The organism is Paenibacillus durus ATCC 35681 (genome assembly GCF_000993825.1).
GTDB classification, from domain to species: Bacteria; Bacillota; Bacilli; order Paenibacillales; family Paenibacillaceae; genus Paenibacillus_AQ; species Paenibacillus_AQ durus_B.
In genome coordinates, this window is sequence record NZ_CP011114.1 from 1258598 (window position 1) to 1274212 (window position 15615).

The 15615-nt window shown below is 47.3% G+C and carries 18 protein-coding genes and 1 riboswitch; of the genes, 15 read left to right on the forward strand and 3 right to left on the reverse strand.

The genetic code is table 11. The features are described from left to right. Positions 1 to 23: 23 nt before the first annotated feature. Positions 24 to 470: a MarR family winged helix-turn-helix transcriptional regulator gene (locus VK70_RS05630; RefSeq protein WP_025695146.1), complete on the reverse strand. Its 447-nt coding sequence runs from the start codon at positions 468 to 470 to the stop codon at positions 24 to 26. Between the two features lie 155 nt (positions 471 to 625). Here VK70_RS05630 and VK70_RS05635 point away from each other — a divergent pair, with 155 nt between their 5' ends. The 4 genes from VK70_RS05635 (at position 626) to VK70_RS05650 (ending at position 3469) form a co-directional block, all read left to right on the forward strand. After that, positions 626 to 1042, forward strand: coding sequence for a MarR family winged helix-turn-helix transcriptional regulator (locus VK70_RS05635; RefSeq protein WP_046722953.1), 417 nt, complete (start codon positions 626 to 628; stop codon positions 1040 to 1042). A gap of 160 nt (positions 1043 to 1202) precedes the next feature. Further along, entirely contained in the window at positions 1203 to 1847 is a 645-nt protein-coding gene (locus tag VK70_RS05640) for a hypothetical protein (RefSeq protein ID WP_025695144.1), read from the forward strand. Between the two features lie 557 nt (positions 1848 to 2404). Beyond that, a complete protein-coding gene (locus tag VK70_RS05645; RefSeq protein WP_025695143.1) occupies positions 2405 to 2998 on the forward strand; it encodes a TetR/AcrR family transcriptional regulator in 594 nt (197 codons plus the stop codon). 21 nt (positions 2999 to 3019) lie between these two features. Further along, positions 3020 to 3469, forward strand: a complete 450-nt coding sequence (locus VK70_RS05650) for a DoxX family protein (RefSeq protein ID WP_025695142.1) — start codon at positions 3020 to 3022, stop codon at positions 3467 to 3469. A 167-nt stretch (positions 3470 to 3636) separates the two neighbouring features. Here VK70_RS05650 and VK70_RS05655 read toward each other — a convergent pair whose 3' ends face one another. Further along, entirely contained in the window at positions 3637 to 4437 is an 801-nt protein-coding gene (locus VK70_RS05655) for an SDR family NAD(P)-dependent oxidoreductase (RefSeq protein ID WP_025695141.1), read from the reverse strand. A 198-nt stretch (positions 4438 to 4635) separates the two neighbouring features. Then, positions 4636 to 5205 (reverse strand): TetR/AcrR family transcriptional regulator, encoded by a 570-nt coding sequence (locus VK70_RS05660; protein ID WP_025695140.1) that lies wholly within the window; start codon positions 5203 to 5205, stop codon positions 4636 to 4638. A gap of 269 nt (positions 5206 to 5474) precedes the next feature. Here VK70_RS05660 and VK70_RS05665 point away from each other — a divergent pair, with 269 nt between their 5' ends. The 11 genes from VK70_RS05665 (at position 5475) to cobJ (ending at position 15606) form a co-directional block, all read left to right on the forward strand. After that, positions 5475 to 5897, forward strand: coding sequence for a VOC family protein (locus tag VK70_RS05665; protein WP_025695139.1), 423 nt, complete (start codon positions 5475 to 5477; stop codon positions 5895 to 5897). A 176-nt stretch (positions 5898 to 6073) separates the two neighbouring features. After that, positions 6074 to 6943 carry a LysR family transcriptional regulator gene (locus tag VK70_RS05670; protein ID WP_025695138.1) on the forward strand — a complete coding sequence of 290 codons (870 nt, stop codon included), beginning with the start codon at positions 6074 to 6076 and terminating at the stop codon, positions 6941 to 6943. A 99-nt stretch (positions 6944 to 7042) separates the two neighbouring features. Continuing rightward, positions 7043 to 7702, forward strand: a complete 660-nt coding sequence (locus VK70_RS05675) for a type 1 glutamine amidotransferase domain-containing protein (protein ID WP_025695137.1) — start codon at positions 7043 to 7045, stop codon at positions 7700 to 7702. 177 nt (positions 7703 to 7879) lie between these two features. Continuing rightward, positions 7880 to 8521, forward strand: a complete 642-nt coding sequence (locus VK70_RS05680) for an NAD(P)-dependent oxidoreductase (RefSeq protein ID WP_025695136.1) — start codon at positions 7880 to 7882, stop codon at positions 8519 to 8521. A 268-nt stretch (positions 8522 to 8789) separates the two neighbouring features. After that, complete coding sequence (locus tag VK70_RS26315; protein ID WP_158454052.1) at positions 8790 to 9392, forward strand: TetR/AcrR family transcriptional regulator; 603 nt, start codon at positions 8790 to 8792, stop codon at positions 9390 to 9392. 209 nt (positions 9393 to 9601) lie between these two features. After that, positions 9602 to 10600, forward strand: a complete 999-nt coding sequence (locus VK70_RS05690) for a Zn-dependent exopeptidase M28 (RefSeq protein ID WP_144415184.1) — start codon at positions 9602 to 9604, stop codon at positions 10598 to 10600. A 92-nt stretch (positions 10601 to 10692) separates the two neighbouring features. Next, entirely contained in the window at positions 10693 to 10842 is a 150-nt protein-coding gene (locus VK70_RS28230) for a hypothetical protein (protein ID WP_155986890.1), read from the forward strand. Between the two features lie 119 nt (positions 10843 to 10961). Further along, a complete protein-coding gene (locus tag VK70_RS05695; protein ID WP_025695134.1) occupies positions 10962 to 11507 on the forward strand; it encodes a glutathione peroxidase in 546 nt (181 codons plus the stop codon). A gap of 244 nt (positions 11508 to 11751) precedes the next feature. After that, complete coding sequence (locus VK70_RS05700; RefSeq protein ID WP_025695133.1) at positions 11752 to 12306, forward strand: histidine phosphatase family protein; 555 nt, start codon at positions 11752 to 11754, stop codon at positions 12304 to 12306. A 29-nt stretch (positions 12307 to 12335) separates the two neighbouring features. Further along, positions 12336 to 12540, forward strand: a riboswitch (cobalamin riboswitch). A gap of 136 nt (positions 12541 to 12676) precedes the next feature. After that, positions 12677 to 13771 (forward strand): nicotinate-nucleotide--dimethylbenzimidazole phosphoribosyltransferase, encoded by a 1095-nt coding sequence (gene cobT, locus VK70_RS05705; protein WP_036639830.1) that lies wholly within the window; start codon positions 12677 to 12679, stop codon positions 13769 to 13771. A gap of 134 nt (positions 13772 to 13905) precedes the next feature. After that, positions 13906 to 15606: a precorrin-3B C(17)-methyltransferase gene (gene cobJ, locus VK70_RS05710; RefSeq protein WP_025695131.1), complete on the forward strand. Its 1701-nt coding sequence runs from the start codon at positions 13906 to 13908 to the stop codon at positions 15604 to 15606. The last annotated feature ends 9 nt before the right edge of the window (positions 15607 to 15615 follow it).

Here is a 15615-nt window from a genome sequence, read left to right on the forward strand (position 1 = left end):
AACTAAATAGACAAAAAACGGCATTACGCCCTTTTTAATTTTTGGAGCAAGGCAAGGAGTTGATGCAATTCCTGCTCATTTAGCACTCGCATTGTATTTACAATCTGCTGCCGGTTCTCGGGTAAGTGTTGCAATAACAGACTTTGGCCTTCGCTTGTAATCGTAATAACCGATTTTCGGCCGTCCTTGGGATGGGGATCCCGGCGAATAAATCCTTCATTCTCCAAAGGAATGAGCAGTAGACTAATATTCGATTTGGTTACACCGATCTTTTGTGCGAGCTTTGAGGGGAGCAGGGTTCCTCCTTCCTTCATAAGTTCAACCAAAATCCGTATTCTGGCTCCATTCAACCCTTGAGCTTGCCAGTATTTTTCTGATACATCGACTAGCTTTGCCGTTGCTTCCACCAGTGCGAAGAAAACTTGATTATGCAGTGGTAAATCGAGCACGTAATTTTGCAGATCCTTCATACAGCTCACATCCTTATATAGTTAAGTGCTTAACTAATATTAAATTACTAAATATCATAATATTTGTCAAGGATACAGAAGCCTGGTACGAGAGAATTGACAATATAATTATATTTTCTATATATTTTAATTATTAAATTAAATGGAGTGTTGTCATGGGCATCAAAGACAGGGAAGAAGCCGTCCACAATGTTATGAATCAGATGGCCAGTGTTCAACAAAAGTCACAAGCTTTCATTGAACGGATCATTAAGCCGGGTTCGCTGACCACAAACCAGATTATGCTGCTTATGCAGCTTCGTCTTTCGGGAAGCCTGACGATTACGGATGTAGCCGAATGGTTCGCCGTTACGCCAGGAGCCGCTTCTTCGATGTGCGACAAGCTGGAGGATCTCGGGCTTCTGCAAAGAACGCGGACAAGGGAAGATCGCCGGGTCGTCACGATTGTGCTCACGGAACAAGGCGAACAACGGATCCTTGACCTGTTCAGCGATTTTGAGGCTTCGGAACTTACGAAGATCTCCGAGACACTGGAAAAAATAAATCACCTGATGGCTGAAATCGCACATTAAGATGCACCGCTAATATGAATACCATTTTGAAAGTACTGCACACCAAACTCACCGGTGTCAGTACTTTTTTACTGAGGAAACTAATTTATTTTATTGAATATAATTTATAGTTGGTATATATTTTAATCATTAAAATAAATTATGCTTGAAGGAGAGTGGTATGGTGCAGCATGATCAGGATATTCTGGACGCGTCAAACGGAATGCCCCTGAAAGTAAAAGGTTCGCTAACCAAAAGGGAAGATGTGCGTAGGACCTCCGTGGAGGTCGTCGGTTATTTGCGCGTGCTGGGCAGTATGACCACATCTAAGTTGAAAGTGCTCGGGGATTGTTCGATCCGAAACCAGTGCCAGGCCACGCAGGTGGAGAATTTGGGAAGCTTGCGAGTTCACTGCCTTCAAGCTGGCCGGGTGACTTCATTGGGTTATTTATCCGTTTCTAAAAAAGCTGCAGCGGGATGTTTTCAGGCCGAGGGAGCTGTGCGGATAGAAAGCCTGATTGCCTCGGAGTCGATTGATATTAGGTTGAGCTCTATTTGCAGAGTCGGAACGATGAAGGCCGGCGGGAATATCACAGTCCGGCCTTTTTCCCGGCCGTTCAATTTCTTTATGCGTCCTTTCTTGAGGCTGCGCTGCGAATCGGTGCAGGGGGTTAACGTTACACTGTGCCAGACGGAGGCGAAGCTCGTTTGCGGAGAAGAGATCATAATCGGACCAGGCTGCACGATCCAGGAGGTCCGCTATAGTAAAAGTCTTCAAACCGATCCCGGTTCGTATGTCGAAAACGCTGTACTACTCGAAAAATAGGAGTGAACTCGTTGAAATACATCTATAAAGGGCTGATCGGATTGTTTTGCATCCCTATTCTTAGCGTGTGGTTTGCAGGAAGTCTGATTTGCTCAGTGATTGCTGTCATTGCAGGGGTTCTGCGTACCTTTGGAATTGGGTGGATCGGCATGACCATCTATCCCGGGGTTTCTGTACCGGAATCTCTCAGCCTGCCTTTTGGGCTATGTCTGGCTGCTGTGTTGATGATTTCATTCTATTATACCAGGCGTTTCCTTCGGAGATGTCTCCTTTACTTGCGAACACCATAACGATTTCTTCTGAGGTTAAACATCGACGCAGCCTGGTAAGGGTTGCGTTTTTTTGCGATTCGGATAGTATCCATATCCTTCCGGAAGCGCCCTCGAAAAGAATCATATTTACAAACCGATGGTCGGTTTATATAATGGGATTATGATATAAGATGAAGTTGAAAAATGACATTAGGATAAGGAGTAGCGAAGGGGAAGTTCAAACATTCCTCGTAGTTACGATTTATATCTGATGGGAATTTTTTAAACGATTATGGAGGAATCACCTTGAAGCAAGAGCAACGCCGGGAACAAACCATTGGGCAGCTGCTTAATGCAACTAAAGAGCTATTACGGGACAGAGGCTGTCACAGCATCACATTGAAGGATATCATGGAAAAATCAGAGTTATCTAAGGGAGCTATTTTCCATTATGTCAAAAGTAAAGACGAAATCTTTGCCTGGGTGCTGCAAGAACGGCTTGAAGAAATCAACAAGCATTTCATGAACGAAGTGATACAGGCCCCGACAACCTTTGACGGACCGATGCAAGTTATCTCACGTAATCTGGAGGCATTGGAAGATGCAAATGATGTGACGAACAAGGTTCTGATGTACTTGCTGGGCAAGGAAGATGACCCTGCTGTCGCGGAAGTGCTGAAGAGTTATTATGAGCGGTCGGTATATTTATCTAGGCAATGGATCGTGAGCGGCCAGCGGCACGAGGTTATTCTGGAATCGGTTGATCCGGACAAGACGGCGGAAATGTTCGTTCTGCTCTCGCTGGGTCTGCGCGTCCGTTCTTCTTTTCCCATTAAGAACCCTTCTGCTACTGCCCAAGATTTATCAGCCTACATGGTCAGCATTTTGAAAGACAACTAGATGTAATACGGAGGGATCGATATGGCACCATTGATTGCGCTTGTTGCATCTTTTTTATTGTTCCGATTGCTCGGATTGTTAGGGCTGTCTTTTTTCGATAATTGGCACACATCACTGCAAGGAGCCGTAGCTGTCATGTTTCTGCTCACTGCTTCAGCTCACTGGGGGAAAAGGCGGCCTGACCTCGTTCGGATGGTTCCTCCTGCATTCCCAAGGAGCGAATGGATCGTGACGGCAACGGGACTCCTGGAAATAGCCGGGGCAATCGGTATTATGCTCCCCCGTACTTCCCTTGCTGCTTCGGTTGGCTTGACACTGCTACTGTTAGCGATGTTCCCTGCAAATGTCTATGCGGCTCGAAACAAATTGACGATTGACGGCAAACCTGTACCCAAGCTGCTTGTCCGGACATTACTCCAGCTCCTATTTATCGCGACAGTTCTATTGGCCTCCCCAATCTATGGAGAGTGAAACTAACGATGCGAGAGAGCGCATCGTATTTATGTAATTACTCTGAAGTCCCCGCAGCTATAGGGCCAGCTTGCACTCAACTATGCTTCACAGAAAACTTGGCGATCCCACCGCCAGCTAAGTACCGGCAGCAGATCGCCGCTTAAAATTATTCATTCTTCATTGCCTTAGATTGTTTTGAGCAAATTACCGTCAATGACATAATCCGATCCTGTAATCATGGAAGCCTGCTCAGAGGCAAGGAAAACCGTCAGGCTCGCAATATCTTCCGGTTGGGCAAATCGTCCTAAAGTGATGCCAGCCATGGCGGGAAGCTTTTCCATAATATCTTCTGGAGTCGTTCCTGCTGCTGCGCCAATCGATTTTGCAAGTCCGCTTTCCGAATGATTCCAGAGCGGTGTTGCCACTGGGCCTGGCGAGATCGAATTCACTCTAATTTGGCGCGGACCAAATTCCCCAGCCAGCATTTTGGTTAGATTGTTCAGAGCTGCTTTGGTTGTGCCGTAAATAGGCAGCATTAGTTCTGGCATTTGGGCGTTAACTGAGGAGATGTTGACAATGGAACCGGAATTTTGCTCAAGAATGTGAGGCAGAGCTGCTTGTGTAAGACGAACAACACTGAATAAGTTCAAGTTAAAGAGCTGCTCCCATTCTTCGCTAGGCGTCGCCAGAAAACCTTGGCCTCTTCTCTCATCAATGGCTCCAACATTATTAATCAAAATGTCAATCTTGCCGAATGCCCCAATCAGCTTCTGAGCCAGCTCGTCTGTATCGCGCGAGGTATTAACATCAATCGCTAAATGCTTGACCGGATAATTTTGGACGAACTGCTCCAACTCTTCTGTAAGAGAACGGCTGATTGCGACTACTTTTGCGCCTTCCTCAGCGAACTTTTTGACAATGGCCAGTCCTATTCCTTTGCTTGCCCCGGATACTACGGCTACCTTATCGGTTAATTTCAAATCCATGGTTAATTCCTCCTAATTTTTTATTAATTTTCACATCTCAATTCGCGCTTTGTTCGTGCATGGGAAATTTAATTTAATACCTATGAGAGGGCCTATTAGCATCACTTCCCTTCGAGTGATTTTTAACGATCGTTCAAGAATAACTTAAAATTTTTTAACAATCGTTCAAGAAAATATTAAAAAAAGCCCAGCTATTTTTTATAGATAACTTAGCAGGGTGTCAATAGTCGACACTAGGCTTTCTTTATCCATGTTCGACTTCGATAGAGCTTGCAAACCAACATAATGATTAACAAAAAATGCTGCCATCGCTTCGGCATTCATCTCAGAGCTAAACTCGCCTGTTTGCTTACCCTTTTGCAGGGCTTGAAAAAATAATTTCTGCACGTACTTTAAATCATCCGTTACAATGCTGCGCAGTTGCTCATTATGGGCTGCCATTTCAACCAAGGTGTTAACGACTAAACATCCCTTCTTGGAAGTGGAGTCGTCAATAACAGAAAGCAGAAGTTGGCCCAGCAGTTGTTTAATTGAAGGTACGTTGTCCAGTTGATTCAAGTGATCAGGATGGTTAAGCTCTTGATAATGGGCGAGTACAGTCAGGAAAAGCTTATGCTTCCCCCCGAACGTATTGTAAATGCTGCCTCTTTCTATCCCCATGTATTCCGTTAATTGCTGAATGGAAGTCTTCTCGTAGCCTTGATGCCAAAAAAGTTCCATTGCCTTATCCAACACCGCATTCGTATCAAACTCTTGATTTCTTCCCATATTGTTTGCTCCTTCTGAGGATAACTATACATTTTCTTGAATGATAGGTCAACAATTTTTTTGAACGATAGATCAACAATTTTCTTAAGTGATGAGGTTCGGGGGATCGATTACCTAAGGCTCTATTCGAAAAAGACGCCGTTGGACACATAATGTCCAATGATTTCCTATAGTAAGGAAACGTCAATGGCGTAGGCTGGTATGATTGATTACTAATTAAGACATGATGTATTATAGAAATATCAAATTCAAAATAAAGGAGATTGCTCATGGCTGTCGACGCATATTTGAATTTTAATGGTAATTGTCGTGAAGCGGTAGAGTTTTACGCACAGGTCTTTGGAACGGAAGAACCTAAATTAATGACTTTTGGGGAAGTGCCGCCCAACCCGGAATATCCGCTTCCGGAGGAAGCGAAAAACTTGATCATGCACACCCGGCTTAATATTTTTGGAAGCAATGTGATGTTTTCTGATACTTTTCCCGGCATGCCTTTTACGGTGGGCAACAATATTAGCCTTGCCATTGTGACCGACGACAAGGACGCCTTGCAATCCGCGTTTGACAAACTTAAAGAGGGCGGTAAAGTGGGCATGGAGCTTCAAGAGACCTTTTGGAGCAAAGCTTACGGAAGTTTGTCGGACAAGTTCGGCGTAGAGTGGCAGTTCAACCTTGGAACAGGAGAATTATGACGGGATGTCAATGCAACAGGAGCCGTGCGCTGACACGACGCCTTTGCAGGTAGCCGCATTTAAAGCCGGCGGATTTTGAAATATCAGTCAGGAAATAGACCGTAAACCTTTACGAGAGGGCGGTCTATTTCTGTTTGGAGGCAAGTCATTCAGGTAAGCAGGAGGGGGATTTTCATATGGCTGATTTTGAGTGGTACAGAAGCTTTTGTACGATATATAAGCACAACTCTGTGTCGGAAGCCGCGAAAGCGCGGATCATGACGCAACCGGCAATGAGCCAGCACTTAGCTTCTTTGGAAGCCGAGGTCGGTGAAAGTTTATTCGTCAGGACTTCGAGAAAAATAATTCCAACGGAACGGGGGAAGGCGTTATATTCACAGTTGGCTCCGCTGATCGAGTCTCTGGAGGAGGCCACGATGAGTTTCAAATCGGCTTCTTTACCTACGCTTACGGTCATCAAGATAGGAGCCGCACACGAGTTTTACACCGAAAAAATACTCCCCCGGCTGCATACATACAATATGAGCACCATCACCAATTTGGGAACGGCCGATCAATTGCTGGAACTGCTGAAAGAGGATAAATTGGATCTCATCATTACGTCAAAAAGGTATCAAGCGCCGGGCATTGAGTATCAGAAGCTGATGGATGAAGAATTTGTTATCGTTGCTCCCAGCGATTGTGAAATACCGGTCACAGACGACCTGAAGTCATTGGAACAGTGGCTCTCTTCGCAAAATTGGATAAGCTATGGGCTGGATTTACCGATGATACGGAGAATTTGGAGAGAGCATTTTAAAAAGCGTCCTCAGATCAGACCGATCCATATCATTCCTGATTTACATCTAATTCTGAAGGCTATCGAAAACAGTCCGTGTCTAAGCGTTATCCCTACATATCTATTAAGAAATTCGGCAAATGAAAAAACGAAAGTCATTTATGAGGATTTAAGAGTGAAGAATGAGCTGTTTTTCGCCTATAAGCTGAAGCATAAACATCTGCCGCAAGTCCATGAGATGATGACGCTCATACGTGAAGATGTATAAAAATATTTATGGATAATCTGAAATTTCATAATTTGTTTTATATCTAATTCGGGCTTAATATAAAGAAAGCAACAAAATAATAAATTGGAGGCAATACAAATGGCAAAAAAAGTGTTGATCGTTGTAACTAACCATACGGAAGTTCATGAAGGCAAATCGACCGGGATTTGGCTGTCTGAATTTGCCGAAGCCCATATTGAATTTACGAAAAAAGGCTATGAGCTGTTGGTGGCTAGCCCGCTTGGAGGAAAAGCTCCAGTCGATCCAGGCAGTGTAGATGCCAACACCCCGCAAGAAATTTTGGACGCGGAAAAATATCTGGAAAATACGAAAAAGCTTGATGAAGTATCTGCTGAAGGCTTCGATGCTATTTTCTTGCCGGGCGGTCACGGAACGATGTACGATCTTCCTGATAATGCTACCCTGCAGAAACTGCTGCGTGATTTCTACGAAGGGAACAAGATTGTAGCTGCCGTATGCCACGGCCCGGCAGGGCTGGTTGGCGCTACCTTGTCGAACGGTCAACCGCTTGTGGCTGGCAAACGTGTCAGCGCCTTTACCGACCGGGAAGAGGCGCAAACAACGCTGGATCAACATCTTCCTTTCCTGCTGGAAAGCAAGATTCGCGATTTGGGCGCGATCTATGTAGCCGCCCCGAACTGGACTTCTCATTATGAGGTGGACGGCAACCTGATTACAGGCCAGAATCCGCAGTCAACGCTCGCTGTAACCAAAGCAGTAATTGAAAAATTGGGCTAATCCCTTACAGACGGCATAATAACGCTTTTTACAACCCTGGTTTCGTTTTTAGACGAGCCAGGGTTGTTTTTTATTTGAAAAAAAGAGGGTTGACAAACGATAGACCTGAAACTATTATAGTTACAGGTAATCAAAATTGTTACAGGTTAAATTTATGGAGAAGGAAGGTAAACAAACATGAAAATCGGAATTATTGGAGCAAGCGGAAAAGCGGGGGCGGCGATTGCCAAGGAAGCACTAAGTCGTAAACATGAGGTAACGGCGATTGTCAGAAACGCATCGAAAGTTGAAGGAAACCAAGCAGCTATTTTGGAGAAAGATATTTTTGATATAACCTCCAAGGACCTTCAGGGATTTGATGCCATTGTCAATGCGTTTGGGGCCGCTCCCGGGCAAGAGCATCTGCATGTCGAAGCGGGGAGAGTATTGATAGAAGCGATTAAGGGAGCCCCGGGAACCCGATTAATCGTTGTCGGCGGAGCCGGAAGCTTGTTTGTGGACGAAGCCCAAACGATACGTGCGATGGATACACCTCAATTTCCTAAGGAATACTTCGCAACAGCGTTCAATCAAGGCAAAAACCTTGAGGATCTTCGAAACTCGGACGGAATCCAGTGGACATTTGTCAGTCCAGCCGCGTTTTTCGACCCGGAGGGCAAACGAACCGGCGCTTATCAAAAAGGAAAAGATAACTTCATCGTCAACGCCAAAGGGGACAGCTATGTAAGTTATGCGGATTACGCTGTCGCGATCATCGATGAAATTGAACATCCGCAGCATATTAACGAACGATTCACTTTAGTTTCCGAAGCTGAATGAACCCGTATTTACCGATGCTACTACGGTAGCTCGAATTGCCTTCGACGACTGGAACGGCGTGAAATTCACGGATTATTTTTTCGCGACAGCCTGAGCAAACAAGGCGTGACCGTATATCGGCCACGTCTTTTTGCTGTTTAAAGCCCCAAGGATTGACCTCAAGGAGCACAGCAGCACTGAGTTGAGATCCGCCAATAAAATGAATAAAATCATTTATGAATGGATTCATTTATTTTTCGGAGAATTCGAACGAGATGGAGGGATAGGATTGACGGGTCGCAGAGAACGCAAAAAACAAGTGATTAGAGAACGCATTTTGGAGGAAGCGCGGAAGTTATTTTTCACCAGAAACTTTTCTATGGTATCGATGAGCGATGTTGCGGATGCTGCGGATATTGGCGTCGGAACGATTTACAACTATTTTTCATCCAAAACCGTTCTGCTGCTGACGCTGCTGAGGGAAGATATACAGCCAACAGAACATGGAGAGGAAGCTGTAACTCAGTACCAAAATATGAAGCCGGAAGAGGTTGCGTTGCGCATTGCTGAAGACGTGTTGGTACTCTTTGACCGGTATGGGAAACCTTTTTGGAAGGAAGTGTTTGGGGCGGCGCTTGGTCCGGAGGGGCCTGACCTTCACATTATGGAAAGCTTCATTAACTATAACCCTGCTTTATACGCGGTCTTCATGCAGCTTTTGGAGGAAAGAGGCGAGAAGAGCGAGGACGCGAAAATGCTGGTTGAGTCCGTATATTGCATCATTATTGTTCATACGGTTACCCACTTGTTCAAGGAGGAGTCCAACAGCTCTGATGTACTGTCGACTCTTCGGCGCAATCTCAAATTTATCCTTCGCCGGGTGGAGCCATGAGCATAGATTATCGTATTTTTTCAGACAAACAGGAGATATGGGATTGGCAGCAGAAGCTCAACAGCTTCGGACCTAGATTTACCGGCAATTTGGCACATGAGAACCTTATTAACTACTTTCAGCTGGAACTCGAGAAGCTCGGTCTGGAGGTACATCGGGATCGGCATACATTCAAGAAGTGGGAAGCCAAAAGCTGGGGGTTGTCTGTTGTGCAAGAGAATGGATGCTTCGAGGAAATTCCGGTTACTTTTTACTATCCCTATTCTGGAGAAACTCCGCCGGACGGTATTACGGGCGAATTGGTCTATTGTGGTAAAGGGTCGCGAAATTTGAAAAAAGCTGTGGGCAAGATTGCCGTCGTTGAAGTTTCCGTGCCCAAGCTGCCATCCAGACTGTTTTTTAAACAAAGGTCCCGTTATCCGAAAGGATCGGCTGTATTGCCCAGGACTTTTTATCATCCTTTATTTGGTTCCGTGCTGAATGGGCCAAAGCTTGAAGAGGCGGAGAAAGCAGGAGTGCTGGGAATGATATGTGTATGGAAAAATATTTCGGCTGAGAATGCCATGGGACAATATTTGCCTTTTACAACCGATCATAAACGATGTCCGGCATTGTGGGTGGGACCTGGGGATGGAGAGGCATTAAAGCAATTAGCGATGAGAAAAGCGAAAGTTCGGCTAATCTTGCACGCAGAGGTTGATCATACAGCAAAGAGCGATACGATATACGCTGTCCTGCCTGGCATGAATCCTACCGAGACGATGATTGTAAATACCCATACGGACGGCCCAAACGCTTGTGAGGAAAATGGGGGGATTGCCCTGCTCGCCATGGCGAAATATTTTTCACAAATCCCTGCAGAGCAGCGGGGTCGAAGCATCGTGTTTGTGTTTGTAACCGGTCATTTTCAAATCCCTCAATTTGGAATTCAGGGGCAGGCTACAACCCGATGGCTGAGGGACCATCCTGAGCTGTGGAATGGAGAAGGAACTAATAAGAAAGCAGTTGCTGGAATTACAATAGAACATCTTGGATGTACGGAATGGAAAGATGATGACAAGCATGCTAACTATATGTTTACACATGAGATTGACAATGAGTTAGTCTTTACAGCGAATCAAGCCATGGACCGCATCTACCTGAATGCCGTACAAGGGCGGACAAAAGTCCGAACCATAACCTTGAAGCCCAGGGCAAATTTTATTTAGGAGAAGGCCAGCCCCTATACGAAGCGAACATTCCAACGATATCCCTTGTGCCGGGACCCGATTACCTTTGTGCGGCAGGAGACAACGGACATATGGAGAAAATAGATGCAGACCTGATGTATGAGCAGATTGTAACTTTTACAAAGGTAGTAACCGCGATTGATTATGCAAAAACGGAGGAACTAGGAACAGTAGAGCCGTCAAGTTTCAGTTTATTGGGGTTGTTTGTGAAAGAGGAATGATACGGACGAGTACCCTCGCTATATTGGTAAAACCTATAGCAATTATTCCTCTTATATATTAGACCAATAGTTGTTCTAGCCGTATGATGTATCTATTAAGCCTGAGGAGGAATGATACGGTGTCGATTTATGATTTTCAAGTCAACTCAATTAACGGTAAGCTGGTCGAATTGTCAGCCTATCGCGGAAAAGTTCTCCTTATTGTCAATACTGCAAGCAGATGCAGCTATTCTCGTCAATTCGCCGGTCTACAGAAGCTTTACGAAAGTCACCGCGAGCAGGGATTCGAAATACTCGGTTTTCCTTGCAACCAATTCAACGAGAAAGAGCAGGGGAGCAACTCTGAAGTGCAACAATTTTGCGAGAGTAACTTTGGAGTGACGTTCCCGTTGTTTGAGAAAATAGAGGTTAGAGGGCTATCTGCTCATCCTATATTTCAATATCTGACACAGCAAGCACCATTTTACGGTTTCGATACCCAGACTTCGGACGGCCTATGGATGCACAATTTTCTGCAGGAAAAGCATCCGGAAATATACGCCGGCGACGGGATCAAGTGGAACTTCTCAAAATTTTTGATCGATCGTAACGGATATGTGAAAGCTAGATTCGAAACGACGACGGAACCGGTTGACTTAGAGCCAGTTATCGCATCACTGCTGTAAAAATAAAGGAAATCAAAGTAGTTCCGATTCCCTGAATAGATAATGCCATAAGCAGCCTAACTCATCCCGGTAGGCTGCTCTTTTTATCCCGTGCGTGGGCAGGTTGTCCGGCTTCGAGCGGTGGCTGGAAGTAGTAATAAGCGAAGTATAGCCAAATCCAGTCCGCCGGATCGAAGTATGGAAAAGGGAATTGAACTGCAGCTATTTAGCGCTATATTACAGGCTTGGAAGGACGAGATTAGAAATGCCCCTATATCTGATGCGTCATGGAGAGACAGATTGGAACAAGCAAGGGAGAATACAAGGGGTACAGGATATCGGTCTGAATGAACGCGGACTGGGCCAGATGCAGGAAATCTCCATACGGCTCAGGGAACGGATGAATGTTCATGCCGTTATTTCAAGCCCATTGCGAAGAGCCTATGAATCGGCCAATATGATGGCTTCCGTCTACGGACTTTCTGTTAAGGTTGACAGCCGGTTCGCAGAACGCTGCTTCGGTGAGCTGGAAGGCAAGACCCTGGGTGAGATCAGGTCTATTTTCCAAATAGCAGATCCAGAGCTGGTCCATTCCCCGGTCTATGGGGTCGAATCTATGGAAGCGATGCAAGTGCGGGTGTGCGACGGAATTAGCAGTCTGGAGCCTTTAGCGGAAAGAAATGTACTGCTTGTAACCCACGGCAGCATCATTCGGATGATTACCGGGCGAGCAGAAATCGTAGAGAACGGTGCTGTAATTGAATTCACGGATACACTGAAAAACAGACTTATAGACTTCTCTTTAAAACTCAAGTTATAATAGACGTACTTTAAGCATATTTGTCTACAACAGCATATGAGAGAAAAGGTGAAACGCTGCGGCGTTTCTTAAAAGGGAAGAACGGTGAAAGTCCGTCGCGGTCCCGCCACTGTAAATGGAGAGCGAGCTTTAAGCCACTGTGTCAAATGGGAAGGCTTAAGCAACTTGGTCATCATGATCTCGTTTTGCGTCTGATCCATAAGTCAGGAGACCTGCCTTTTTTCAACAGCACGACTGACCTACGAGGATAGGGAGGGGGAGAACGCTTGTATTCTGGCGATTAACGGCACTTCTACGCTCTTTTGTGTGTAGGAGTGCTTTTTTGTTTCTCAATTCCTGTTACATAAGACTCTAAATAAAAGAGAGGATTGTGATTTTCTTGGAAAAATTATTGCAAGTAATCAATCGGATTGAGCGGCTCAATATTGTATCGATGCATCAAATGAGAAGACGGGTCAATAACCTGACCAAACCCTTGGGGAGTCTCGGCCAACTAGAGGAGATTGCTGTAAGGCTTGCCGGTATCACAGGCAGTGTGCAGCCCCGTGTGGAAAATAAAGCGATTATCGTGATGTGCGGCGATCATGGTGTCGTTCAGGAAGGCGTCAGCGCATTTCCGCAAGAAGTTACCGGGCTGATGATGGCGAATTTTATTCGTCAAAGCGCTGCTGTAAATGTGCTCGCACAGCGGGTGGGGGCGGAGGTTCACGTTGTCGATGTCGGGACGGTGCTGACAGACCTGCCGGAAGGTGTAATTCAGCGGAAAGTCCGCCCGGGAACGGCCAATATGGCCAAAGGACCGGCGATGACCAAGGAAGAAGCGGTTGCCGCGCTCCATGTTGGGATCGATACGGCTTACGAGCTTGCTGATAAAGGGATCGAAGTGATCGGTTTAGGGGAAATGGGTATCGGCAACACGACTCCGAGCAGCGCCATGACGGCAGTGTTCACTAACCATCCGGCGGAACAGATCACCGGAAAGGGATCGGGTATCAACAACGAAGCGTTAGCCGCCAAAACGAAGGTGATTGAACGGGCGATACAGGTCAACCGGCCTAATCCGGGTGATGCTGTCGACGTGCTTGCCAAGGTAGGGGGACTCGAAATCGCCGGTCTGGCTGGTGTGATATTGGGAGCGGCGGCCCGCAGGGTTCCGGTGGTCATTGACGGGGTGATTACAGGGGCTGCGGCGCTGGCCGCCTGCCGGATTGAACCCCGCTGCCGGGATTACTTATTCGCTTCCCATTTGTCCGTTGAACCGGCACACCGCATCGTTCTTGATGAGCTGGGGCTGAAGCCTGTGCTGTATCTGGACATGCGCCTTGGAGAAGGGACAGGAGCCGCCTTGGCTCTGCCTGTAATCGAATCAGCCGTCCAATTGGTTTCGAAGATGGCCACATTTGAAGATCTCGGCATTCCGAGCCCGGCTCCCGAAGAAGATGAATTCGGCCTGGCGGTTCAGTGAACCGGCTCCGGGTGCAGCAGGATACTCAGGTTAAACCGATCCCGGGAAGGTGAGTCTACGAAACGGGCTTCCTCTAAGGAAAGCTGGGAGTTACCGGGATAGGATAGTCGTTTTATATAGAGGAGGCAGCACGAATGGAAAAGAAGCGAGGCAAACTGTTGGTGATCGGGTTTGGCCCGGGCGCTTTTGAACAGATTACGGAACGTGCCCGCAGGGCGATCGAGGAAAGCGAAGTCATTATTGGCTACAACACCTATGTGGATTTGATCCGGGGCCTGCTGACGACCCAGGAGATCGTAAGAACGGGCATGACGGAAGAAGTAAGCCGCGCTCAGGAAGCTGTGCGGCAGGCGGAGATAGGAAGAACGGTTGCAGTAATTTCCAGCGGCGACGCAGGTGTATATGGAATGGCCGGGCTGATTTATGAAGTGTTGATGGAAAAGAATTGGACGGCAGAGACGGGAGTGGAAGTAGAGGTTATTCCCGGAATCTCCTCGATCAACTCCTGTGCCGCCCTCCTTGGGGCGCCAATTATGCATGATGCCTGCACGATCAGCCTGAGCGATCATTTAACCCCTTGGGACACCATCGCCAAACGCGTGGAAGCAGCGGCTGCGGCGGATTTTGTAATCGCTCTGTATAATCCAAGGAGCGGAAGACGTACCCGGCAGATCGCCGAGACTCAGCGGATTTTGCTGGGTCATCGTTCCCCGGAAACGCCGGTGGGCCTGGTGAAGAGCGCATACCGGGACCGGCAGCAGGTCGTCCTTACCACGCTCGCGGACATGCTGGAGCATGAAATAGGAATGCTTACGACGGTTATTATCGGCAACTCCTCGACGGTGGTATATGACGGATTAATGATTACGCCGAGAGGCTACCAGCGGAAATATACGCTGAATTCGGAAGAGCAGAGACTAAGGCCAAGCGAGCGTCTGCAAGTGGCAGCGGAGCCGTGGTCTCTAAGTGCGAAGGAAGAGGCTGGAGCGAGCGGGGAAGCCAAGTCCGTCCAGCCTGATTTCCCGGGACCCGCCTCTTACAGCAGCGCGGGTTCGTCCAGCCCTCTTGAAGCGGCGATGGAGGCGCTGCAAATCCTTGAGGCCAAAGGCATCGTCTCCGGGGGCTGCGCCGGTTCCGCCCCATCTGCCGCCACGAACCTATCCGCCCCATCTATGGCCGCGAATCCGAACGCCCTTTTTGAAGTTGGAGTGGCGCCGGGCATTGCGAATAAGAAATTCACCGCGCGTCAAATGGCGCTGCTTGCGTCAATCGCAGGTGAACAAGGGGAAATGGAATATACCCCGCATCACCAAATCATTCTGCGCATCCCCGGGGGCGACCCCGAGCAGGTCGTCGCGGAACTGAAAGCGGAGAAGCTACTGGTCTTCCCGGTTGGCGATGTCGCGCAGATTAAAGCCTGCGATTTCTGCAATTTGGAGAAAGACGGGTCGATCCCCGTCGCGGAAGAACTGAACCGAGTTATCGGCGGATTGAAGACGCCCAAAGAATTGAAAATCGGCTTTAACGGCTGTGGTATGGCCTGTTACGGTGCTGTGCTGGAGGATATCGGCATTGTATACCGTAAAGGGGCGTATGACCTGTTCCTGGGCGGCAAGACGATCGGGCGGAACGCCCATCCGGCGCAGCCGGCAGCCGAAGGGATTGCAGCGGATCAAATTATAGATACGGTCGAACGGATTTTCCGGGAATATACCGATAAGGCTTTTCCGGGTGAAAGATTTCATAAGTTTTTTAAACGTGTGGGGACGGTTGCCGGGTTCAGACATCAGGAACAGCCTGCCGTTACTTTGGCGGATGCGGTCTGCGGCGATTAACGATCAAGG